Source organism: Pseudomonas sp. LFM046 (assembly GCF_000949385.2).
Taxonomy (GTDB): Bacteria; Pseudomonadota; Gammaproteobacteria; order Pseudomonadales; family Pseudomonadaceae; genus Metapseudomonas.
The window spans coordinates 5,500,197-5,523,366 of the sequence record NZ_JYKO02000001.1; the positions used below are offsets into that span (position 1 = coordinate 5,500,197).

Consider the following 23,170-nt stretch of genomic DNA (forward strand, 5'->3'; position numbering starts at 1 on the left):
CGGCTCCCACCCGGAGCCGCCCGCCCCGCCAGCCACAAGCGGTGCTGACGGAGCCTGGTTTCAAGTTACCCACAAGGAGAAAGAATCATGGCCTTCAACATGCACAACCGTAACCTGCTCAGCCTGATGCACCACAGCACCCGCGAGCTGCGTTATCTGCTCGACCTGTCCCGCGACCTGAAGCGCGCCAAGTACACCGGTACCGAGCAACAGCACCTCAAAGGCAACAACATTGCGCTGATCTTCGAGAAGACCTCGACCCGCACCCGCTGCGCCTTCGAAGTCGCCGCCTATGACCAGGGCGCCAACGTCACCTACATCGACCCGGGCTCCTCGCAGATCGGCCACAAGGAGAGCATGAAGGACACCGCCCGCGTGCTCGGCCGCATGTACGACGCCATCGAATACCGTGGCTTCAAGCAGGAAATCGTCGAAGAACTGGCCAAGTTCGCCGGCGTACCGGTGTTCAACGGCCTGACCGACGAGTACCACCCGACCCAGATGCTGGCCGACGTGCTGACCATGCGCGAGCACAGCGACAAGCCGCTGCACGAGATCTCCTACGCCTACCTGGGCGACGCCCGCAACAACATGGGCAACTCCCTGCTGCTGATCGGCGCCAAGCTCGGCATGGACGTGCGCATCGCCGCACCCAAGACCCTGTGGCCATCCGACGAGCATGTCGCCGCCTGCAAGAAGTTCGCTGAAGAAAGCGGCGCCCGCCTCACCCTGACCGAAGATCCGAAGGAAGCCGTCAAGGGCGTGGACTTCATCCACACCGACGTCTGGGTCTCCATGGGCGAGCCGGTGGAAGCCTGGGGCGAGCGCATCAAGGAACTGCTGCCCTACCAGGTCAACATGGACATGATGAAAGCCGCCGGTAACCCGCGCGTGAAGTTCATGCACTGCCTGCCGGCGTTCCACAACAGCGAGACCAAGGTCGGCAAGCAGATCGCCGAGCAGTACCCGGCCCTGAAGAACGGCATTGAAGTTACCGAAGACGTCTTCGAGTCCCCGTACAACATCGCCTTCGAGCAAGCGGAAAACCGCATGCACACCATCAAGGCGATCCTCGTTTCGACCCTCGCCGACATGTAAGTCCCGATACGCCCCGGACCGCGACGCGTTCGCCGGTCCGGGACGCATTTCACCATCAGGAGGAAATCACTATGCGTATCGTCGTCGCATTGGGCGGTAACGCCCTGCTGCGTCGTGGCGAGCCCATGACGGCCGACAACCAGCGCGCCAACGTGAAGATCGCCGCCGAGCAGATTGCCAAGGTCGCACCGGGCAACGAACTGGTGATCGCCCACGGCAACGGCCCGCAAGTCGGCCTGCTGGCCCTGCAAGGCGCGGCCTATGAAAAGGTCTCCCCGTACCCGCTGGACGTTCTCGGCGCCGAGACCGAAGGCATGATCGGCTACATGATCGAACAGGAAATGGGCAACCTGCTGCCGTTCGAAGTGCCGTTCGCCACCATCCTCACCCAGGTCGAGGTCGACGCGAAGGACCCGGCGTTCAAGAATCCGACCAAGCCGATCGGTCCGGTCTACTCCAAGGAAGAGGCCGAAGCCATGGCCAAGGAGAAAGGCTGGAGCATCGCTCCCGACGGCGACAAGTTCCGCCGCGTGGTCGCCAGCCCGCGTCCCAAGCGCATCTTCGAGATTCGCCCGGTCAAGTGGCTGCTGGAGAAAGGCACCATCGTCATCTGCGCCGGTGGCGGCGGCATCCCGACCATGTATGACGAGTCCGGCAAGAAGCTCTCCGGCGTGGAAGCCGTGATCGACAAGGACCTCTGCTCCTCGCTGCTGGCTGAGGAACTGGGAGCCGACGTGCTGATCATCGCCACGGACGTGGACGCCGCCTACGTCGACTGGGGCAAGCCGACCCAGAAAGCCATCGCCCAGGCCCACCCGGACGAACTGGAACGCCTCGGATTCGCCGCCGGCTCCATGGGTCCGAAGGTCCAGGCCGCCATGGAGTTCGCCCGCAATACCGGCAAGGATGCCGTGATCGGCTCCCTGGAAAACATCGTGGCCATCACCGAAGGCAGGTCCGGTACCCGCGTCAGCACCCGGAAGGCGGGGATCGAGTTCCGTTGATCCACCGGCATGCCATTCGCCATGCCCTTGTAGGGGCGATTTCAATCGCCAAGCAGGCCGCAGGTCTGCCAGACGCTTGCCGGGGCAGCTGCGCTGCCCTTGGCGAATGAATTCGCCCCTACAGGGTTTGCTGCACTTCCTCTCTTTCCGCCGCCCGATTTCCCGCCGAATGACCGTCGGCGTGACTTGATAGTCATCCCCCGCGTCAGGTAGACATCCCATTCCATTCGAGCTGCCACCTGGCTCATGCCACCTGGCCCGTGACGCTTGATGCCGCAAATTGCCGCCGTTCCCGTGCGGTGCCCCGCTGCCAAGCCCGCCGGCCGGCATGAGATAGCCTTTTGAGGAGTTTCCGAGAGATGTCCCGACTTCCAGTGATCGTGGGTTTTGGCGGCTATAACGCGGCTGGTCGAAGCTCGTTCCACCACGGCTTCCGCCGCATCGTCCTCGAGACCCTGGACGCCCAGGCGCGCCAGGAAACCCTGGCCGGCCTCGCCGTGATGATGAAACTGGTTTCGGTAGCCGATGGCCAGTACCGCAGTGCCGAGGGCCAGACCCTGACCCTGGCCGAGATCGAAACCCGCTACGCCGCCGAAATCCTCGACGCCACCCTGGTGCGCCGCATCGGCAAGCAGCACCTGGATGTGGATGCCGCCCACTGGCAGAAGAACCTCACCGTCTCCGCCGCTGACAGCCAGGCCCTCAGCTTCACTACCTCGCGCAAGCAGCTGCCCGAGCCGATCCCGGCTTCCTGGGAAGTGGAAGCCCTGGACAACGGCGACGTGCGCGTCACCATCAACGGCACCTGCGACTTCAAGGTGGACAGCTACCGCGAGCTGCCCGTGAAGTCCGCCGGTCAGCTGCCCACCGGCTTCGAGCCGGGCGAGCTGTACAACTCCCGCTTCCACCCCCGCGGCCTGCAGATGTCCGTGGTCGCCGCCACCGATGCCATCCGCTCCATCGGCCTGCCGTGGAAGGACATCGTCGACCGCGTGCAGCCTGACGAGATCGCCGTGTTCTCCGGCAGCATCATGAGCCAGCTGGACGAGAACGGCTTCGGCGGCATGATGCAATCGCGGCTCAAGGGCGGTCGTGTCACCGCCAAGCAGTGCCCGCTTGGCCTCAACACCATGCCCGCCGACTTCATCAATGCCTACGTGCTGGGCAGCGTCGGCACCACCGGCAGCGTCACTGGCGCCTGCGCCACCTTCCTCTACAACCTGCAGAAGGGCATCGATCTCATCACCTCCGGCCATGCCCGCGTGGCCCTGGTGGGCAACGCCGAGGCGCCGATCAACCAGGAATGCATCGACGGCTACGGCGCCATGGGCGCCCTGGCCACCGAGGAAGGCCTGCGCCAGGTGGGCGGTCGTGAAGACGTGGACTTCAGTCGCGCCAGCCGTCCCTTCGGCGAGAACTGCGGCTTCACCCTCGCCGAATCCAGCCAGTACGTGGTGCTGATGGACGACGAGCTGGCCCTGGAACTGGGTGCCGATATCCACGGCGCGGTGACTGACGTGTTCATCAACGCCGACGGCTTCAAGAAATCCATCTCCGCACCCGGCCCGGGCAACTACCTGACCCTGGCCAAGGCCGTGGCCGCCGCCGCGCAGCTGATCGGTGTCGATGGCGTGCGTGAGCGCAGCTTCGTCCACGCCCACGGCTCCAGCACCCCGGCCAACCGCGTCACCGAATCCGAGCTGCTGGACCGCGTTGCCGGCGCCTTCGGCATCGAGGCGTGGCCGGTCGCCGCTGTGAAGGCCTACGTTGGCCACTCGCTGGCCACCGCCAGCGGCGACCAGGTGATCGCCGCCCTCGGCACCTTCAAGTACGGCATCCTGCCGGGCATCAAGACCATCGACCGGGTGGCCGACGACGTGCACCGCCAGCACCTGTCCATCGAAACCCGCGACCGCGTCCTGGGTGACCGCCACCTGGACGTCTGCTTCATCAACTCCAAGGGCTTCGGCGGCAACAACGCCACCGGCGTGGTGATTTCCCCGCGTCTGGCCGAGAAGATGCTGAAGAAGCGCCACGGCGAAGCCGCCTTCGCCGCCTACAGCGCCAAGCGCGAGCAGACCCGCGCCAATGCCGAGGAATACGACCGCCGCGCTCGCCTGGGCGAGCTCGATATCATCTACAACTTCGGCAACGACCTGATCGACGAGCAGCAGATCGAACTGAGCGAACAAGGCATCCAGGTGCCCGGCTTCGCCCGGACCCTGCGCTACAAGAAGGACGAGCGCTTCGCCGATATGCTGGATTGAGTAGCGCCGCCCAGTCCCGTGGGATCAGGCGGAATCGTAGGGTGCGCCGTGCGCACCAGAGCCTTCGCGCGATGGTTTCGGTGCGCGCAGCGCACCCTACCGAATCAAGCTGAGCCAAAAAAGAAAGGGCCCCTCGGGGCCCTTTTTCGTTGCTCAGTCCAGCGCGCGCGCCAGCTGGATCAGCTCCGCCCGCCACTCGGCGGCCACCGGCAGGGCCAGGAAAGACGGATTGAGGAAGCCCTCGCGGGCCTCGTAGGTCAGCGCCTCACCGGCAAGATTCAACACCTCTCCACCGGCGCCTTCGAGCACGCCCTGGGCCGCTGCGGTGTCCCACTGGGACGTCGGCGCCAGGCGCGGATAGCAATCTGCGCTGCCTTCGGCCAGCAGGCAGAACTTCAGGGAGCTGCCGACATTGGCCAGCTGCAGATCACCAAAGCGCTCGCCCAGGCCGGCCAGCAGACGCTCCTGGGCCGGGCTCGAATGGCGCTTGCTGGCGACCACGGTAAAGGCCTCGTCCGGAGCGATACGCACGCTGATTTCCCGCGCCTCGCCATCGGTCTCGGCGCACCAGGCCCCCAGGCCGGCACCGCCGTAGTAGCAACGCCCGTTCACGGGCATGCCAACCACGCCGAACACCACCCGGCCGTCCTCCACCAGCGCCACATTGACGGTGAACTCTTCGCTGCCGGCGATGAATTCCTTGGTGCCATCCAGCGGGTCCACCAACCACCAGCGCTGCCAGCCGGCGCGCTCGGTCAGGGGGATATCGGCGGCTTCCTCGGAGAGCACCGGGATGCGGGGGTCCAGCGCAGCCAGGCCGGCATCGAGCACCTTGTGGGCGGCCAGGTCGGCGGCAGTGACGGGAGAGGCGTCGGCCTTCTCCATCACGGAGAGCTCGCCGCGCCAGAACGGCAGGATCACCTCGCCCGCCTGGCGCACCAGATCGATCACGGCGGGCAGCAGGGGGTGGCTCACGGCTGGAACTCCCCACGCTGGGTCAGCAGGTCGCGGGCCAGGTAGAGGGCCGCCAGGGCGCGGCCTTCACTGAACTGCTGGTGCTGGGCCAGGCTGGACAGCTCGCGCAGGCTGATGCGGTCGACCCGCAGGGGCTCGGGCTCGTCACCCGGCAGGCTTTCCTCATAGAGATCGCGGGCCAGGACCACCTGGATCTTCTGGCTCATGTAGCCGGGGGACAGCGACAGCTCGGTGAGATGCTCCAACTGGCGCGCGCCGAACCCGGCCTCTTCCTTGAGCTCGCGGTTGGCGGCGGCAAGCACATCCTCGCCCGGCTCGATCAGGCCCTTGGGCAGGGACAGCTGATAATCGTCGGTGCCGGCGCAGTATTCCTCCACCAGCAGCACATGTTCGGCGTCGGCCATGGCCACCACCATCACCGCGCCGTAGCCGGTGCCTTTGCTCACCAAGCGCTCGTAGGTGCGCTCGACGCCATTGGCGAAGCGCAACTGCAGCTCTTCGACACGGAACAGACGGCTGCTGGCGACAATTTCGCGAGCGAGCACCGTGGGCTTCTGACGCATAACGGACTCCTTGGCATGACCGGCGGGTTATCATACCCCGCCTTTGCCCAATGTCCCCGCTGGAGATTGCATGCCAGCGACGGCCAGCAACCCATCGGCGACAGCCCCTCCAGATGACCGATAGCGCCATGCCCCAACTGCCCTGGACCGAGATCGACACCGTGCTGCTCGACATGGACGGCACCCTGCTCGACCTGCATTTCGACAATCACTTCTGGTTGGAATACCTGCCCCAGCGCTATGCCGAGCATCACCGCATCAGCCGCGAAATGGCCGACGCCGAACTGCTGCCGCTGTTCCGCGACAACGCCGGGCAGCTGAACTGGTACTGCACGGACTTCTGGAGCCGTGAGCTGAGCCTGTCGATCCGCGACTTGAAGCGCGAAGTGGCGCACCTGATCGCCCTGCGCCCCGATGCCGACCTCTTCCTCGCCGCCCTGCGCCGATCCGGCAAGCGCGTGGCGCTGATCACCAACGCCCACCGCGACTCGCTGTCCCTGAAGATGGAGCGGGTCCAGCTAGCGCCCTGGTTCGATCGCCTGATCAGCTCCCACGACTATGGTTACCCCAAGGAAGACCAGCAGTTCTGGCAGGCCCTGCAGGACGACTTCGGCTTCGACCCGGCCAGCAGCCTGTTCATCGACGACAGCCTGCCGATCCTGCGCAGCGCCCGGCACTACGGCATCGCCCAATTGCTGGCAGTGCGCGAGCCGGACAGCCGCAAGGGCCCGAAGGACACCGAGGAATTCGCCGCGGTGGACAGCTACCGCACCCTGATCCAGGGACTCTGACCTCCCTCGCAGAGGAACCGGCATGGACATCAAGCAACTCAAGTTCCTCATCGCCCTCGAAGAAACCCGCCACTTCGGCCAGGCCGCCGCGCGCTGCCATGTCACCCAGCCCACCCTGTCCATGCGCCTGCGCAGCCTGGAAGAGGAACTCGGCCTGGAGCTGGTGATCCGTGGCCAGCGCTTCGAGGGGTTCACCGATGCCGGCCTGCGCGTCCTGGCCTGGGCACGCACCCTGCTGGCGGCCCACGATGGCCTCTACGCCGAGGCAGCAGCCTGCCGGGGTCAACTGGTGGGCACCCTGCGCCTGGGCGTGGTGCCTCTGGCGGGCTTCGATCCCATGCGCCTGGTGGAAACCTTTTCCGGCCCGCACCCGAGCCTGCGCTTCCAGCTGTTCTCGATGAGCTCCGAGCAGATCCTCGAAGGCCTGGCCCGCAACCAGCTGGACCTGGGCCTGTCCTACCTGGACCGCCTCGACCGCGAGCACTTCGAAAGCCTCGAATTGGCGCAGACCCGCATGGGGCTGCTGCACGACCGCCGCCACTTCAACTTCGACACCCCGGCGTTGTCCTGGGAACGCCTGATCGACCTGCCTCTGGGTCTGCTGTCCGGCGGCATGCACTTCCGCCAGTCCATCGACCACGGCTTCCGCAGCCGTGGCCTGTCGCCCCAGCCACGGCTGGAAACCGATGCCGTACACCAGCTATTGCAAGCCGTCAGCGCCGGCCTGTGCTGCGCCATCATGCCCCTGGACAGCGGCCTCGACGACTTCACCGAGCACCTGGCACTGACCCCCATCGAGGATGCCCGCACCCTGGCCCCCCTGGGCCTGATCCTGCGCCGGGGCGCACCCCGCTCGGCGCTGGCGGACGCCTGCTTCTCCGAAGCGAGGGCCCTGCTGGGGCTTGATCCAGCGTCTTGATAAACGCGCTCGATCACCGAATCGGGAATAGCGATTAGACGCCCGTGCCAGACGGGCCTAGGATGGCTGAGTCATTCCGTCGCAGGGGCAGATCCATGCCACGCCCAGACGCCAAGCGCCCTCTCACCGCAGTAGATAATCCGCCCGCACCCACCGGCTATCGTTACGCCGAGCTGGACGAAGGCGCGCGCGTCGAAGACGCCGCGCTTGCCGAGGAATGTGCCCTGGCCATTTCCTACAACGGCATCAGCTACGCGGTGATGATGGTTTCCCCCAGCGCCCTGGAGGATTTCGTCGCCGGTTTCAGCCTTAGCAGCGCGGTGGTGCAGTCCATCGACGAGCTCTATGACATCCAGATCGAGGGCGAAGGCATCGCCCTGCATGCCGAAGTGGATATCGGCAACCGCGCCTTCTGGTCGTTCAAGGAACAGCGCCGCAACCTGGCCGGCACCACCGGCTGCGGCCTCTGTGGTGTGGAAGCGCTGGAACAGGCGCTGCCCGAACTGCGCTCGCTGACCCCGGCGCCGCTGCCGCCCGCCGAGCATTTCGTCGACCTGCGCCAGCGCATCAACGAAGCCCAGGAACTGGCCCGGCGCAGCGGCGCGCTGCACGCCGCGCTCTTCGTCGACGACAAGGGCGAACTGCGCCTGTGCCGTGAAGACATCGGCCGGCACAACGCCCTCGACAAGTTGATTGGCGCCCTGCTGCGCCAGGGCCTGAACCCGCGCGAAGGTTTCGCCGTGGTCACCAGCCGCTGCAGCCTGGAACTTATCCACAAGGCGGTTCGCGCCGGCCTGTCCACCCTGGTCAGCCTCTCCGCGCCCACCACCCTGACCGTGGAATGGGCCCGCCGGCACCACCTCAACCTCATCCACCTGCCCCACCACAGCGCCCCAAGGGTCTACAGCCCGGCGCCGAAAAGCGAAGCCCCGAACGAATGAGTCTGCAACCCGTAGAACCCCGCTACAAACCCTACAAAGGCGCCGCGGCTGGCTGGGGTGCGCTGAAGAGCGTCACCCGCTTCTGGCTGGACAGCAAACAGCCGTTCAAGAACCTCCGTGCCCTGCTCAAGACCAACCAGAACGGCGGCTTCGACTGCCCCGGCTGCGCCTGGGGCGATTCCCCCGAGGACGGCCGCATCAAGTTCTGCGAGAACGGCGCCAAGGCGGTGAACTGGGAGGCCACCAAACGCCGGGTGGATGCCACATTCTTCGCCCGCTACAGCGTCAGCCAGCTGCGCGAGCAGAGCGATTACTGGCTCGAGTACCAGGGCCGGCTGACCCAGCCCATGCGCTACGACAGGCAGACCGACCACTACGTACCGATCAGTTGGGACGATGCCTTCGCCCTCGCGGCCCGCCATCTGCAAAACCTGGAAAGCCCCCACCAGGCCGAGTTCTACACGTCCGGCCGGGCCAGCAACGAGGCGGCTTACCTCTACCAGCTATTCGTCCGCGCCTTCGGGACCAACAACTTCCCCGACTGCTCCAACATGTGCCACGAGGCCAGCGGCGTGGCCCTCGGCCAAAGCGTCGGTGTGGGCAAGGGCACCGTCACCTTCCACGACTTCGAGCACGCCGACGCCATTTTCGTGCTGGGCCAGAACCCCGGCACCAACCACCCACGCATGCTCGAACCCCTGCGCGAAGCGGTGAAACGCGGCGCCCAGGTGGTCTGCTTCAACCCGCTGAAAGAGCGGGGCCTGGAACGTTTCCAGCATCCGCAGCATGCCCTGGAGATGCTCAGCAACGGCTCGCGGCCGCTGAACACTGCGTTCTTCCGTCCGGCGCTGGGTGGCGACATGGCCGCCATTCGCGGCATCGCCAAGTTCCTCCTGCAGTGGGAGCGGGAGGCCCAGGCCAAGGGCGAGACGCCCGTGTTCGATCACGCCTTCATCGCCGAACACACCGACGGCGTCGAGGCCTACCTGAAGGCAGTGGACGCCACGCCCTGGGCGCAGATCGAGCAGCAGTCAGGTCTCACCCTGGATGAAATCGAAACGTCGGCGCGCATTTACCGTGACGCCGGCAGCGTGATCATCTGCTGGGCCATGGGCATCACCCAGCACCGCCACTCGGTGCCAACCATCCAGGAAATCGTCAACCTGCAGCTCCTGCGCGGCAACGTCGGCCGCCCCGGCGCCGGCCTCTGCCCGGTGCGCGGTCACAGCAACGTGCAGGGCGACCGCACCATGGGCATCAACGACCGCCCGCCGGCAGCGCTGCTGGATGCGCTGGAGCGACGCTTCGCCTTCAAGGTGCCTCGGGAGAACGGCCACAACACGGTGGAAGCCATCAACGCCATGCTCAATGGCGAGGCCAAGGTCTTCATCGGGCTTGGCGGCAACTTTGCCCAGGCGACGCCGGACAGCGCGCGAACCCATGCGGCACTGCAGAACTGCGAACTGACGGTGCAGATCAGCACCAAGCTCAACCGCAGCCACCTGACCGTGGGCCGCGATGCGTTGATCCTGCCGTGCCTTGGCCGTACCGATATCGATCGCCAGGCCGAAGGGCCCCAGGCGGTGACGGTGGAAGACTCCTTCAGCATGATCCACGCGTCCTACGGTCAGCTGGAGCCTTCCTCCCGCGAGATGCGTTCGGAGCCGGCCATCATCGCCGGCATCGCCAAGGCCACCCTGGGCAACCAGCCGGTGGACTGGGATGCGCTGATCGCTCATTACGACCGCATCCGCGAACTGATCGCCGACACCATTCCCGGCTTCCAGGACTTCAATACTCGCGTCCAGCACCCCGGCGGTTTCTACCTGGGCAATACCGCCAATGCCCGGAGTTGGAGCACCGCCAGCGGCCGCGCCAACTTCAGCGCCACGCCGCTGCCGGCAGACCTGCTCCACGAAAAGATCCGCAGCACCGGCGAAACGCCGCATCTGATCCTCCAGACCCTGCGCTCCCACGACCAGTACAACACCACCATCTACGGCCTGGACGACCGCTATCGCGGCGTGCGCGGCCAGCGCGAGGTGGTGTTCGCCAACGAGGCGGACATCCGTCGCCTGGGCTTCGAGCCGGGGCAGAAGGTGGACATGGTGACGCTCTGGGATGACGGCGTGGAACGCCGGGTGTCCGGCTTCAGCCTGCTGGCCTTCGATATCCCCACCGGCCAGGCCGCCGCCTATTACCCGGAAACCAACCCCCTGGTGCCGTTGGAAAGTTACGGCGACGGCAGCTACACCCCCACCTCCAAGTTCGTGGCGATCCGCCTTGAAGCCTCACGCGACAACGACCGCATCCTCTGAGGGAGCGGCCCGCCGCTGTAGGGTGCGCTGCGCGCACCGGGAATCCTGCGCGGAGTATTTGGTGCGCACAGCGCACCCTACATAGGTGCAATGAAGGCAATTAACTTTTAATGGAAATAAGAGAACTTTGTTTCGAGCAACTTTATTACCACGAAACAATTTGAAACATCGCTTTTAACGCTATATAAAGTGCCAACGAAAACGAAACTTTCACGGCACTTTGCTAGCATGCAAAAAGCCCGAAATGCAGGGCTTGAGAGGGCTGGAACAGAGCTCAGACTGTGAAGCAAAAAAAAAGTTCCGCCTTTAAAGTCGGAAGTGAAAAAAATGTGAAAAGTTGGTGTTTTTCGTCGCCTGACACTTGCGTAAGTAAATTCCCACAGTAAATATCGCCTCACCAAAACCACTGAGGCGATCCTCACCATGAAGTACACCTCGATCCTTCTTCTGTCTCTCGGCCTGGCCAGCGGCAGCGTCTTTGCGGGCGGCAATACCGATGCCGGTATTGGTGGCGCGCTGGGCGGGGTCCTGGGGTCCGCTGTCGGCAACGCAGTTGGCGGCAGCACCGGTGCAGCCATCGGCGCTGGCGTGGGCGGTGCAGCGGGCGGTGCAGTCGCTGCCCCGCGCCATAACCGTACTGAAGCCGCCATCGGCGGTGGCCTGGGCGCTGCTGGCGGCCAAGTCCTCGGCCGGCAGATGGGCGGCACCACGGGCGGCCTGATTGGTGCGGCCCTGGGTGGTGGCGCGGGCGGTGCCCTGGGCAACCACTACGCCAACGAGAGCCGCGAAGACGACTACTACGATGACGGCCACCGCCATTATCGTCGTGCCTACTACGACCACCCCGGTCGCGGCCATGCCTGGGGCCATCGCAAGCACAAGCACCGCTGGCATGACGACGACGACGATTGATCAACGCCATCCACTGAAAAAGCCCGCTCCCAGCGGGCTTTTTCTACAGGCCTGAGGCCTGGTCGAGCGACATCCGCCCCCCTTTCGAATCCATAATCCGACCTGCGTCATGATGCCCCGGAGAAACCGCGGGACCATGGACTTCCTCTTTGAAATGGAGACTTAGCAAGATGCGCAAAGCAGTAACCGCCCTCGCCCTCAGCCTGCTGGCAACCCAGGCCGTAGTGGCCGGCGAGACCACCAACAACGCGATCGGCGGCGGCATTGGCGGCGCTCTGGGCAACGTCGTCGGCAACGCCATCGGCGGCGGCACTGGCGCGGCCATCGGCGCCGGCCTGGGTGGTGCGGCCGGTAGTGCCATGACCGCCAAGAGCGGCCGCAAGACCGAAGCCGCCATCGGCGGTGGTCTGGGTGCCGCAGGCGGCTCGGTAGCCGGCCGCGCACTGGGCGGCTCCACCGGTTCGGCCATCGGCGCCGGCCTGGGCGGCGCGGCTGGTGGTGCCATTGCCACCGAGCTGAGCAAGGACAATGACCACGACGGTCACCACCACAAGCATCGCAAGCATCGCCACGACTAAGCGTGCGCCCATGAAAAAGCCCGGCATCTGCCGGGCTTTTTCATTACAGGCGGAACATCAGACGAGCTGTTCGGCGCGTGCCTCATCCACATCACCGCTGGCCATGCAGGCAGCTGCGGTGAAGAGCACGTCGGTGGAGGAGTTCAGCGCGGTCTCGGCGGCATCCTGGAGGATGCCGATGATGAAGCCCACGGCCACCACCTGCATGGCCACCTCGCTGGGGATGCCGAACAGGCTGCAGGCCAACGGGATCAGCAGCAGCGAGCCACCGGCCACGCCGGACGCGCCGCAGGCGCAGATGGAAGCCACCACGCTGAGGAGGATGGCGGTGGGGATATCCACCGCGATGCCGAGGGTCTTCACCGCCGCCAGGGTCAGCACGGTGATGGTGATGGCCGCACCGGCCATGTTGATGGTGGCACCCAGGGGAATGGAGACCGAGTAGGTGTCCTCATGCAGGCCGAGCTTCTCGGACAGCTGCAGGTTCACCGGGATGTTCGCCGCCGAGCTGCGGGTGAAGAAGGCGGTGATGCCGCTTTCGCGCAGGCAGGTCAGTACCAGCGGATAGGGGTTGCGGCGAATCTTCCAGAACACGATCAGCGGGTTGACCACGAAGGCCACGAACAGCATGCAGCCCAGCAGCACCGCCAGCAGGTGGGCGTAGTCGGCCAGCACACCGATGCCGTTCTCCGCCAGGGTGGACGCCACCAGGCCGAAGATGCCCAGCGGGGCGAAGCTGATCACCACGCGGACGATCAGCGACACGCCATGGGACAGGTCGCTGAACACATTGCGGGTGGTTTCGCTGCCCTGGCGGATGGCGATGCCCAGGCCCACGGCCCAGACCAGGATGCCGATGAAGTTGGCTTCCATCAGCGCAGTCACCGGGTTGGCCACGGCGCTGCCCAGCAGGCTCAGCAAGACCTCGGAGATATTGCCGGGCGGCGCCAGGTCAGCGGCGCCGCTGGACAGGGTGAGGGTGGACGGGAAGATGCTGGAGGCCAGCACCGCCACCACGGCGGCGGAGAAGGTGCCGATCAGGTAGAGGAACAGGATCGGGCGGATATGGGTGCGCTCGCCCGGCTTGTGGTTGGCGATGGCGGCGATCACCAGGACGAACACCAGCACCGGCGCCACGGCCTTCAGGGCCATGACGAAGAGCTTGCCGAGCAGGCCGACGGCGCTGGCGTATTCGGGCGAGGTCAGGGACAGGGCGATGCCGGCGATCAGGCCGATGATGATACGGGTCACCAGGCTGGTGCGTTTCAGGCGTTGCAGGATGGAGCCGTTTGCAGGGGTCATGGCAGGTACCGCTGAACGTCGGGCCGCGCAGGGCAGCCCGGAGTGGACATTGAATCCCGAGGACGTCCCGCATTCACTGCCGCAAATCAAGCGAAAAAGAAAAAGCCGCGCCGCGTGGTGTTCACCTCGCAGCCGGACGGGACGTATCGGGTTTGGCGCGCATTGTGCTGATTCACGCCTGGGATGGGTAGCCCGGACGGCCAAATGATCGACGGGATGTCGCCATTCCGGCCGTTTCGGGTCGATTGGGTGAAAGTTGTCTGTAGGGGCGAATTCATTCGCCATGCAGGCCGCAGGTCTGCCTCTCGGCCTATCAGGGGGCAGCTACGCTGCCCTTGGCGAATGAATTCGCCCCTACAACGAAGGGAGTTCAGCCCTGCACCACCAACTCCGCCAACGACGCGCGCAGGCCGTCGGGAATCGCCACCGGCCGATTGCTCTCGCGGTCGACGAACACATGCACGAAGCGCCCCGCCGCGCAGGCCTCATCCTCGCCCTGCTTGAAGATCGCCAGTTCGTACTGCACCGAGCTGTTGCCCAGCTTGCCCACCCGCAGCCCAACCTCGATACGGTCGGGAAAGGCGATGGAGGCGAAATAATCGCAGGAGGAGCTGACCACGAAGCCCACCACTCCACCCTCGTGGATATCCAGGCCGCCCCGCTCGATCAGGTAGGTGTTCACTGCACTGTCGAAGTAGCCGTAATAGACCACGTTGTTCACATGGCCGTAGAGGTCGTTGTCGTGCCAGCGCGTGGTGATGGGCTGGAAGTGGCGGTAGTCGCCGCGCAAGTGCTGGGGTTCGCTCATCTCGGTTCCTTGTCGTGACCGGCGCCCACTCAATAGGCCGCCTGGTAGATGGCCAGGGCATCGTGCTCGCTGACCTCGCGGGGATTATTCACCAGCAGGCGTTGCTGCAACATGGCGTCGCTGGCCAGTGTCGGCAGCATGGCCTCGGGCACGCCCGCATCACGCAGGCGGGTGGGCAGGCCGCTGCGCTGGCTGAAGTCCGCCAGTTCGACGATCAGTTGCTCGGCGAGGCACGCCTCGCTGCCCGGCTTGAGCTTGTGCCCGAGCACCAGCGGCGCCAGCTCGGCGTAGAGCGGCGCCGCTACCTCGGCGTTGAAGCCCAGCACATGGGGCAGCACCAACGCATTCGACAGGCCATGGGGAATGTGGAAATGCCCACCCAGCGGGTAGGCCAGGGCATGCACCGCCGCCACCGGGGCGTTGGCGAAGGCCTGCCCGGCGAGACAAGCGCCCAGCAACATGGCTTGGCGGGCCTCGCGGTTTTTCCCGTCGTGCACCACCGCGTCCAGATTGCCGGCCAGCAGACGCAGGGCCTCGCGGGCCAGCAGGTCGGACAGCGGATTCTTCTTCAGGCGGCTGGTGTAGGCTTCGATGGCGTGGACCATGGCATCGATACCGGTCGCCGCCGTGACCGCCGCCGGGAGGCCGAGGGTGAGGTCGGCGTCCAGCAGGGCCAGATCCGGCAGCAACAGGGGTGACACCACGCCCATCTTGGAGGTCGCGCCGGTGGTGACGATGGCGATGGGCGTCACCTCGGAGCCGGTGCCAGCGGTGGTCGGCACCTGCACCAGCGACAGTCGCCGGCCTCTGGCATTGCCAACACCGTAGATCTCCGCCATCTCCTGGCGACACTCCGGGTGCGCCAGCAGGGCCACCAGCTTGGCCACGTCCATGGAACTGCCGCCACCGAAGCCCACCACCAGCTCGACCCCCAGGGTCCGCGCCAGTTCCACGGCCTCCAGCACCACGGACTCCGGCGGGTCGGCCTGGACCCGGTCGTAGATCGCCACGGTCAGGCCCGCGCCAGCGAAGCCAGGGAGGATGTCGTCCAGCATGCCGAGACGGGTGATGCCGGGGTCGGTGATCAGCAGCACGCGGCGGGCGCCGCGTTCACGGCAGAGGTCGGCCAGGCGCAGGGCCGAGCCGAACTCGCAGAGGATCTGTGCGGTGGTCGCGAAACTGAAGGGCTGCATCGGGGCGTCCTCCTTTGTTGTTTTCGGGGTGCGCCGCACTGGGGCGGCGCACCGGCTCGCAGCGTCAGAAGGCGAAATGGTCTTCCGGCAGTGCCATCAGGCAATCCGCGCCGCCCAGCAGGGCCTCGCGGTGGCCGCTGGCCCGTGGCAATACGCGGCGCAGGTAGAAACGCGCGCTGTGCAGCTTGGCCTGGTAGAAATCCCCCTCCGAAGTACCGGCCTCCAGGGCGTCCCGTGCCCGTGCCGCCGCCTGCAACCAGAAGCCCGCCAGCAGCACATAGGCCGAGTACTGGAGGAAATCCACCGAGGCGGCGCCGATTTCCTCGGGGTTGTCCCGCACCCGGTCCAACAGGGTGGCGGTCAGGGCACGCCACTCCTGCAGGCGCGCCAGCACCGCACCGGCCAGCTCTGCCAGTTCGGTGCGTCCGGCCTGGGCATCGGCCAGGGCGGCGAACTCGTCCTGCAGGGCGGCCAGCTCGGCGCCGCCATCGCCCATCAGCTTGCGGCGGATCAGGTCCAGGGCCTGGATGCCGTTGGTGCCCTCGTAGATCTGGGTGATGCGGCTGTCGCGCATCAGTTGCTCCATGCCCCACTCGCGGATGAAGCCGTGGCCGCCGTATATCTGCACGCCGAGACTGGCCACTTCCTGCCCCATGTCGGTGAGGAAGGCTTTGACGATGGGAATCAGCAGCGCCGCGCGGCGGCCAGCGGCCTTGCGCTGGGCGGCGTCCGGGTGGCCGTGTTCCAGGTCCAGCTGGCGGGCGCAGTACGCGGCCAGCATGCGGCTACCCTCCACCAGGGTTTTCTGGGTCAGCAGCATGCGCCGTACATCCGGGTGGTGGATGATCGGGTCAGCCGGTTTGTCCGGCGCCGCCGGGCCGCTCAGGGCGCGGGATTGCAGACGCTCGCGGGCGTAGCTCAGCGCCCCCTGGAAAGCCTGCTCACCGATGCCGAGGCCCTGCAGGCCAACCTGGAAGCGCGCGTCGTTCATCATGGTGAACATGCAGGCCAGGCCCTGGTTGGCTTCGCCGATCAGCCAGCCGGTGGCGCCGTCGAAGTTCATCACGCAGGTGGCGGCGCCCTTGATGCCCATCTTGTGCTCGATGGCACCGCAGGACAGGGCGTTCTTCGCCCCCGGCGTGCCGTCAGGATTGGCGACGAACTTGGGCACCAGCAGCAGGCTGATGCCCTTCACCCCGGCCGGGGCATCCGGCAGACGCGCCAGCACCAGGTGGACGATGTTCTCGGAAAGATCCTGCTCACCGCCGCTGATGAAAATCTTGCTGCCGCTGACCCTGTAGCTGCCGTCCGCCTGGGGCTCGGCGCGGGTGCGCAGCAGGGCCAGGTCGGTGCCGGCCTGGGGTTCGGTGAGGCACATGGTGCCGGTCCACTGGCCACTCACCAGCTTGCTCAGGTAGGCCTGTTTCAGTTCGTCGCTGCCGTGCTTGTGCAGCGCCAGCACGGCACCTTCGGTCAGGCCCGAGTAGACGCGGAAGGACAGGCTGGCGCCCATCAGCATCTCGTGGAAGTTGCACGCAACCATCTGCGGGAAGCCCTGGCCGCCGAACTCCAGCGGGCCAGTCATGCTCGCCCAGCCGTTGTCGCAATACTGCCGGTAAGCCTCGCGGAAGCCCCTGGGCGTGGTCACCTCGCCGTTTTCCAGGCGCACGCCCTCCTCGTCGCCATTGCGGTTCAGCGGCGAAACCACTTCCCCGGCGTAACGCGCGCCCTCTTCCAGCACGCCGTCGACCAACTCGCGGTCCAGGCCGTTGCCCAACAGTTCGCAATGGGCGGCAACATCGAAGAGTTCGTGAAGCACGAAGCGCATGTCGCGCAGGGGTGCCTGGTAGGTCATGGAGGGCCCTCTTGTCGTTCTGATGGGGAGACAAAAACGCCAATCACCTTAAGGAAGCCGCTACTATTTTTGAAATTTAGTCTTGTGATAGATGGCATTCCTCGCGTGAATATCTCCAACTTCGACCTCAACCTGCTGCGGGTGCTCGATGCCCTGCTGCGTGAGCGCAACGTTTCCCGCGCGGCGGAGCGCCTGTCCCTCAGCCAGCCAGCGGTGAGCAACGCCCTGAACCGCCTGCGGGAGCTGCTCGGCGATCCCCTGCTGGTGCGGGTGGGCCGCGCCATGCAGCCGACGCCGCGAGCCCTGGCCCTGGAAACGCCGATCCGTTCCGCGCTCAAGCAGATCGAGCAGAGCCTGGTGATCGGCGAAGGCTTCGACCCGGCGCGCAGCCGCCAGCGCTTCACCATCGCCCTCACCGACTATGTGGAACTCATCTGCATGCCGCGCCTGCTGCAGCAACTGGCGGAGGAGGCACCGGGGGTGACGATCGCTATCCGCCACCTGTCCCCCAGCCTGCCCGCCGCCGCACTGGACCAGGGGGAACTGGACCTGGTGCTGGGGCGCTTCGAGAGCATTCCCTCGCGCTTCGCCAGCCGCCGCTGGATGAGCGAGACCCTGCGCCTGGTGGCCCGTCGTGATCACCCGCACCTGCAGGAGGCGCCCGACCTGGCGGCCTTCCTCAGGCTACGCCACCTCTGGGTGCACGGTGGCCAGACCAAAGGCATGGTGGATCAGTGGCTGGGGGAACAAGGGCTGGCGCGGGACATCGTCTACACCACGCCGAACTACCTGCAGGCGGCCCATATCGTGGCCGACACCGACCTGACCGTGGTGCTGCCGACCCGGCTGGCCCACCACTTCGCCAGCCTGCTGCCCTTGCAGGTGCAGCCCCTGCCCTTCGCCCTCGGCAGCTTCCACCTGGACCTGGTGAGCGTGGCGCAACGTGAGGAGGACGAGGCCCTGCAATGGCTGATCGAGCGGTTGATGGCCATCGGGCGCAATTGAAGGGATCGCGTAGGGTGTGCTGTGCGCACCGAAACGTATGCACAAGCCCCTTGGTGCGCACGGTGCACCCTACCCACTGATATCGCAGATATGAAAACGCCGCCGCTGCGCAGAGGCAGCGGCGGCGATTCGTGGGGTTTGTAGGAGCGATTTCATTCGCGATTGAAATCGCACCCACAGCCCGGCGTCAGAACCGGTCGCGGATCACCGCTTCGTCGAAGGCCAGCTTGCCGATGCGCGGCTTGGGTTCGACGGCCTGCTTGCCCACAGCCACCATCAGGCCGATTGCGTGGTTTTCCGGCAGGCGGATCAGGTCGGCCACGGCGTCGAAGTCGAAGCCGTCCATGGGGCAGCTGTCCAGGCCCTTGCCACGGGCAGCGAGCATCAGGGTCTGGGCTACCAGGCCGCAGCTGCGCATCACTTCATCGCGCTGCACCCGGGGCTTGTCGCGGTAGTAGGTGTCGATGGCGCCGGCCATGAAGTCCTGTACCGGCTGCGGCGCTTCAGCCCAGACGCGGGCGGCGTCCTTTTCCCAGGCGTCGAGGCGGGCGCAGACGATCACCAGCATCGAGGCCTCGGTCACCTGGGCCTGGTCCCAGGCCACGTCGCGGATGCGCTGGCGCAGGGCCGGATCGCTGACTTCCACCAGGCGCACGTGCTGCAGGTTGAAGGCGGTGGGCGCCAGCAGGGCCAGTTGCAGGAGTTCGTCCTTCTCCTCGCGGCTCAGGCTGTGGCTGGTGTCGTAGCCCTTGATCGCACGGCGGCTGCGGATGGCTTCATCAATGTGCATGGAAAGCTCCTGGGTTTGGCGAGGTGAAAAGTGGCGCCATCCTAAGTAGCCGACGCCCCTTCTACCAACACTGATTAACGATGGAACCGATCGAAAAATCGGGATGCCGCCCGGACCTCAGCCCAGGTGGCGGTTCACCCAGTCGCGCACCTCGGCGTAGGGGTAGGCTTCCAGCGCGGCGAACCCCGTCAGGCTGCGCGCCTTGAGGCGGGTGAAGAGCGGGGCGGTGATGCCGCAGAGCAGCCGGGTCAGGCACTCGGCGCCGGGCGGAGCACCCTTCAGGTCCTCGAAGCGACGGATGAACGTGCCGCACAGGGCCTGGAAGTCCTGCCCGTCCAGCGATGGTAGTGCCGGCGGCTCCGGCAGGCGCGCCACCCGGCCCTGGCAGACGGAGCAGTGACCACAACGCTCCGGCACGTCGTGGTCACCGAAGTAATGGGCCAGCCGCGCACTCAGGCACTGCTCGCTGGCGAAGAGCTGCAACATCGCCTGGATGCGGGCGATCTCGCTGTCCTCCTGCTGGCGGAAGTAGCGGTGCAGCTCCCCGGCCAGGGACTCGGCCTCGAAGTCGGCCTTCAGCACCGCATAGACCTCGGTCATCTGCTTGCTTTCCAGTTCGATCCAGCCGCGTTCCTGAAAGTAGTCCAGGGCTTTCACCACCCGGGCGCGCTCGGCGCTGTGGTCGCCGTAAAGACGGTCGAAATCCACCGTGCACCAGGTGCGGGCGCGGGTGGAGGTCGTCACCAGGGCTTCGACGAACTGGCGACGCTCACCCTCGAACTGCTGCACCAGGGCTTCGGGTTCCAGCAGGTACTTGAAGCGGTATTCGGCGAAGTAGGCGAACAGCGGCGCAATGATGCCCCGCAGCTCCAACTGCACCAGCAGGGTCTTGAGCGGCAGCTGGCGGATATTGCTCTGGTCGGAGAGCGCGCCCAGCATCAGTTCCCAGCGGTCACCGCCCTGCCCCGCCGCTTTCAGTTCCTCCAGTACCTGACGGATGCCGGCCAACTCCGGGGTATCGCCGTAGACGAAGTTTTCCAGGACGTTGAGGCTGTCGCGGTTGGCCAGCACCAGGCAGTCCGACGGCAAGCCATCGCGGCCGGCGCGGCCGATCTCCTGGCTGTAGTTCTCCACCGATTTGGGCAGGTCGAAATGCACCACCTGGCGGATGTCGCTCTTGTCGATGCCCATGCCGAAGGCGATGGTGGCGACCATCACGTTGACCCCACCGGCCATGAACCGGCGCTGCAGGGCCTCGCGCTCCTCATGGGGCATGCCGGCGTGGTAGGCGCTGGCCGCGATACCGCGCGCGGTGAGGCGTTCGGCGACTGCTTCGGCGGTCTTCTGCAGGGTCACGTAGACGATGGTCGGCCGCCCGTTGCGGGGCGCCAGCCAGTCCACCAGCCGGCTCAGCTTGTCGGCACCGGCCACCGGCTCCACCAGCAGGTTGAGGTTGGGGCGGTAGAAGCCGGTGGTGATCACATCGGCATCGGCGATGACGAACTTGCGCTGCATGTCGGCGATCACGGCCGGGGTTGCGGTGGCGGTCAGCAGCAGCACCTGGGGAATGCCGAACTGGCGCTGGTATTCGGGCAACTTGAGGTAGTCGGGGCGGAAGTTGTGGCCCCACTCGGAGATGCAGTGGGCCTCGTCCACCACCAGCAGGGAGATCGGCACCTGCTGGATGAAGCTGCGGAAGCGCTCGTTCTTCAGGCGCTCCACCGAGATCATCAGGATCTTCAGTTCACCGGAACGCGCCCGGGCCATCACCTCGGCCGCCTCCTCACGGCTCTGCGCCGAGTCGATGCTGGCGGCGGCGATGCCGTGGCGATGGAGAAAGGCCAACTGGTCCTGCATCAGCGCCAGCAGTGGCGACACCACCAGGGTCAGGTGCGGCAGGTGCAGGGCCGGCAACTGGTAGCACAACGACTTGCCGGAACCGGTGGGAAAGATGGCCGCGGCCGAGCGGCCGGCCAGCACGGCAGAGATGGCGGCTTCCTGGCCGGGGCGGAAGTGGTCGTAACCGAAGACCTGGGCGAGGCTGGTTTTGGGCATGGGGCTCACTCCATTGACGGGGCCTTGAGCATGGACCGGGGCGAACCGGATGCGATCCTTAAACCGGGTATGACTTTTCCCAGACTACGGCGAAATCCGGGAGGCGCCGGAAATGAAAAAGCCGCCCGGAGGCGGCTTTTTTCATACAACGGGTCCCTTACAGCTTCGGACCGGCGTTGCGGATGGCATCGGAGACGTCGAACTTCTTGAAGTTCTCGACGAACTGGTTGGCCAGGGCCTTCGCAGCTTCGTCGTAGGCAGCCTTGTCAGCCCAGGTGTTGCGCGGGTTGAGCAGGTTGGTGTCGACGCCCGGAACGGCCTTCGGCACGTCCAGGTTGATGATGTCCAGGTGCTCGGTTTCGGCGCCGATCAGAGCACCGCTCTGGATGGCGGCGATCACGCCACGGGTGGTCGGGATGTTGAAGCGCTTGCCGACGCCGTAGCCACCGCCAGTCCAGCCAGTGTTGACCAGGTACACCTTGGAGCCGAAGCCCTGGATGCGCTTGATCAGCAGTTCAGCGTACTCGCCAGCCGGACGCGGGAAGAACGGCGCGCCGAAGCAGGTGGAGAAGGTGGACTTGATGCCACCGCCGGAACCCATCTCGGTGGAGCCTACCAGCGCGGTGTAGCCGGACAGGAAGTGGTAGGCAGCCTGCTCGTTGTTCAGGATGGACACGGGCGGCAACACGCCGGTCAGGTCGCAGGTCAGGAAGATCACTGCGTTCGGCTCGCCGGCACGGTTGGCCTCGACGCGCTTCTCCACCAGGTGCAGCGGGTAGGCGGCACGGGTGTTCTGGGTCAGGCTGTCGTCGCTGTAGTCGGGCAGGCGGGTTTCCGGGTTCAGCACCACGTTTTCCAGAACGGCGCCGAACTGGATGGCTTTCCAGATCACCGGCTCGTTCTTCTCGGACAGGTCGATGCACTTGGCATAGCAACCGCCTTCGATGTTGAAGACGGTACCCACGCCCCAGCCGTGCTCGTCGTCACCGATCAGGTAACGGGCCGGGTCGGCGGACAGGGTAGTCTTGCCGGTGCCGGACAGGCCGAAGAACAGGGTGGTGTCGCCCTCTTCGCCCACGTTGGCGGCGCAGTGCATCGGCAGCACGTCTTTTTCCGGCAGCAGGAAGTTCTGCACGGAGAACATGGCCTTCTTCATTTCACCGGCGTAGCGCATGCCGGCGATCAGGACTTTCTTGGCGGCGAAGTTGAGGATCACGCAACCGTCGGAGTTGGTGCCATCACGCTCCGGCTCGCAGACGAAGTTCGGTGCGTTGAGGATCTGCCACTCCTGGCGGGCCTGCGGGTTGTACTGTTCCGGGTTGATGAACAGGCAACGGCCGAACAGGTTGTGCCAGGCGGTTTCGGTGGTCATCTTGACGGCCAGGTAGTGCTCGGGATCGGAGCCTACGTGCACGTGGGAGACGAAACGCTCACGTTCGGTCAGATAAGCTTCGACACGGGCCCACAGTGCATCAAATTTGTCCGCCTGGAAGGGGCGGTTGATGTTGCCCCAGGCAATCTTGGCGTCGGTGCTCGACTCTTGAACGATGAAACGATCTGCCGGAGAACGACCGGTGCGGTGGCCGGTTTTCACTACCAACGAACCGTTGGCGGCCAGTTCACCCTCACCACGGCGAATGGCCTCTTCGACCAGTTGCGCGGCGCTGATATCGGTGTACACGGCGTTATTGGCTTGCGTCATGTGGTTCCCCGTCGGCGAAAAGCCGAGTCCTCCAAACGATTTGTAGTGGGTACTGCGACCCCCTACCGCGAAAAAAGTGCGCGCGATTATGCCA

Annotated in this window: 19 protein-coding genes; 10 read left to right on the plus strand and 9 right to left on the minus strand. The window is 65.7% G+C overall.

The genetic code is table 11. The annotated features are described in order from the left end of the window. The first annotated feature begins 87 nt into the window (after positions 1–87). The 3 genes from TQ98_RS25305 (at position 88) to TQ98_RS25315 (ending at position 4,369) form a co-directional block, all read left to right on the plus strand. Entirely contained in the window at positions 88–1,098 is a 1,011-nt protein-coding gene (locus TQ98_RS25305) for an ornithine carbamoyltransferase (RefSeq protein ID WP_044873083.1), read from the plus strand. 71 nt (positions 1,099–1,169) lie between these two features. Then, positions 1,170–2,102, plus strand: coding sequence for a carbamate kinase (arcC, locus tag TQ98_RS25310; RefSeq protein WP_044873084.1), 933 nt, complete (start codon positions 1,170–1,172; stop codon positions 2,100–2,102). 359 nt (positions 2,103–2,461) lie between these two features. Continuing rightward, a complete protein-coding gene (locus TQ98_RS25315) occupies positions 2,462–4,369 on the plus strand; it encodes a beta-ketoacyl synthase (RefSeq protein WP_044873085.1) in 1,908 nt (635 codons plus the stop codon). A gap of 153 nt (positions 4,370–4,522) precedes the next feature. On the opposite strand, the gene cysQ is transcribed toward TQ98_RS25315, so the two are convergent. Together cysQ and nudE are read right to left on the minus strand one after the other, a co-directional pair. Next, positions 4,523–5,344: a 3'(2'),5'-bisphosphate nucleotidase CysQ gene (cysQ, locus tag TQ98_RS25320; protein WP_044873086.1), complete on the minus strand. Its 822-nt coding sequence runs from the start codon at positions 5,342–5,344 to the stop codon at positions 4,523–4,525. Next, the gene (gene nudE / locus TQ98_RS25325) at positions 5,341–5,907 is read right to left on the minus strand and encodes an ADP compounds hydrolase NudE (protein WP_044873087.1); all 567 of its coding nucleotides are present in this window, start codon (positions 5,905–5,907) and stop codon (positions 5,341–5,343) included. The genes cysQ and nudE overlap by 4 nt, the downstream gene beginning before the upstream one ends. A 128-nt stretch (positions 5,908–6,035) precedes the next feature. Here nudE and yrfG point away from each other — a divergent pair, with 128 nt between their 5' ends. From yrfG to TQ98_RS27825, 6 genes are all read left to right on the plus strand, one after another. After that, positions 6,036–6,698, plus strand: a complete 663-nt coding sequence (gene yrfG / locus TQ98_RS25330; RefSeq protein WP_044873088.1) for a GMP/IMP nucleotidase — start codon at positions 6,036–6,038, stop codon at positions 6,696–6,698. A gap of 22 nt (positions 6,699–6,720) precedes the next feature. Further along, complete coding sequence (locus TQ98_RS25335) at positions 6,721–7,617, plus strand: LysR family transcriptional regulator (protein ID WP_044873089.1); 897 nt, start codon at positions 6,721–6,723, stop codon at positions 7,615–7,617. Positions 7,618–7,712: 95 nt separating this feature from the next. Further along, on the plus strand, positions 7,713–8,558 hold the full coding sequence (fdhD, locus tag TQ98_RS25340) for a formate dehydrogenase accessory sulfurtransferase FdhD (protein WP_044873090.1): 846 nt from the start codon (positions 7,713–7,715) through the stop codon (positions 8,556–8,558). Continuing rightward, the gene (locus TQ98_RS25345; protein WP_103103091.1) at positions 8,555–10,876 is read left to right on the plus strand and encodes an FdhF/YdeP family oxidoreductase; all 2,322 of its coding nucleotides are present in this window, start codon (positions 8,555–8,557) and stop codon (positions 10,874–10,876) included. The genes fdhD and TQ98_RS25345 overlap by 4 nt, the downstream gene beginning before the upstream one ends. A gap of 423 nt (positions 10,877–11,299) precedes the next feature. Further along, positions 11,300–11,788, plus strand: a complete 489-nt coding sequence (locus TQ98_RS25350) for a hypothetical protein (RefSeq protein ID WP_044873093.1) — start codon at positions 11,300–11,302, stop codon at positions 11,786–11,788. A gap of 170 nt (positions 11,789–11,958) precedes the next feature. Continuing rightward, the gene (locus TQ98_RS27825; RefSeq protein ID WP_044873094.1) at positions 11,959–12,366 is read left to right on the plus strand and encodes a glycine zipper domain-containing protein; all 408 of its coding nucleotides are present in this window, start codon (positions 11,959–11,961) and stop codon (positions 12,364–12,366) included. 57 nt (positions 12,367–12,423) lie between these two features. Here TQ98_RS27825 and sstT read toward each other — a convergent pair whose 3' ends face one another. From sstT to TQ98_RS25375, 4 genes are all read right to left on the minus strand, one after another. Further along, entirely contained in the window at positions 12,424–13,668 is a 1,245-nt protein-coding gene (sstT, locus tag TQ98_RS25360; protein ID WP_044873095.1) for a serine/threonine transporter SstT, read from the minus strand. A 370-nt stretch (positions 13,669–14,038) separates the two neighbouring features. Then, a complete protein-coding gene (locus TQ98_RS25365; RefSeq protein WP_044873096.1) occupies positions 14,039–14,476 on the minus strand; it encodes a thioesterase family protein in 438 nt (145 codons plus the stop codon). Positions 14,477–14,505: 29 nt separating this feature from the next. Next, complete coding sequence (locus TQ98_RS25370; protein WP_103103092.1) at positions 14,506–15,669, minus strand: iron-containing alcohol dehydrogenase; 1,164 nt, start codon at positions 15,667–15,669, stop codon at positions 14,506–14,508. A gap of 64 nt (positions 15,670–15,733) precedes the next feature. After that, a complete protein-coding gene (locus TQ98_RS25375; protein ID WP_103103093.1) occupies positions 15,734–17,524 on the minus strand; it encodes an acyl-CoA dehydrogenase C-terminal domain-containing protein in 1,791 nt (596 codons plus the stop codon). 105 nt (positions 17,525–17,629) lie between these two features. Between TQ98_RS25375 and TQ98_RS25380 the strand changes: the two genes are divergently transcribed. After that, the gene (locus TQ98_RS25380) at positions 17,630–18,529 is read left to right on the plus strand and encodes a LysR family transcriptional regulator (RefSeq protein ID WP_044873098.1); all 900 of its coding nucleotides are present in this window, start codon (positions 17,630–17,632) and stop codon (positions 18,527–18,529) included. A 187-nt stretch (positions 18,530–18,716) separates the two neighbouring features. Here TQ98_RS25380 and TQ98_RS25385 read toward each other — a convergent pair whose 3' ends face one another. The 3 genes from TQ98_RS25385 to TQ98_RS25395 all read right to left on the minus strand — a co-directional run bounded on the left by TQ98_RS25385 (position 18,717) and on the right by TQ98_RS25395 (position 23,076). After that, positions 18,717–19,319, minus strand: a complete 603-nt coding sequence (locus tag TQ98_RS25385; protein ID WP_044873099.1) for a nitroreductase family protein — start codon at positions 19,317–19,319, stop codon at positions 18,717–18,719. Between the two features lie 117 nt (positions 19,320–19,436). Continuing rightward, entirely contained in the window at positions 19,437–21,374 is a 1,938-nt protein-coding gene (locus TQ98_RS25390) for an ATP-dependent DNA helicase RecQ (RefSeq protein ID WP_044873100.1), read from the minus strand. Between the two features lie 157 nt (positions 21,375–21,531). Beyond that, complete coding sequence (locus TQ98_RS25395) at positions 21,532–23,076, minus strand: phosphoenolpyruvate carboxykinase (RefSeq protein ID WP_044873101.1); 1,545 nt, start codon at positions 23,074–23,076, stop codon at positions 21,532–21,534. Positions 23,077–23,170 lie beyond the last annotated feature (94 nt).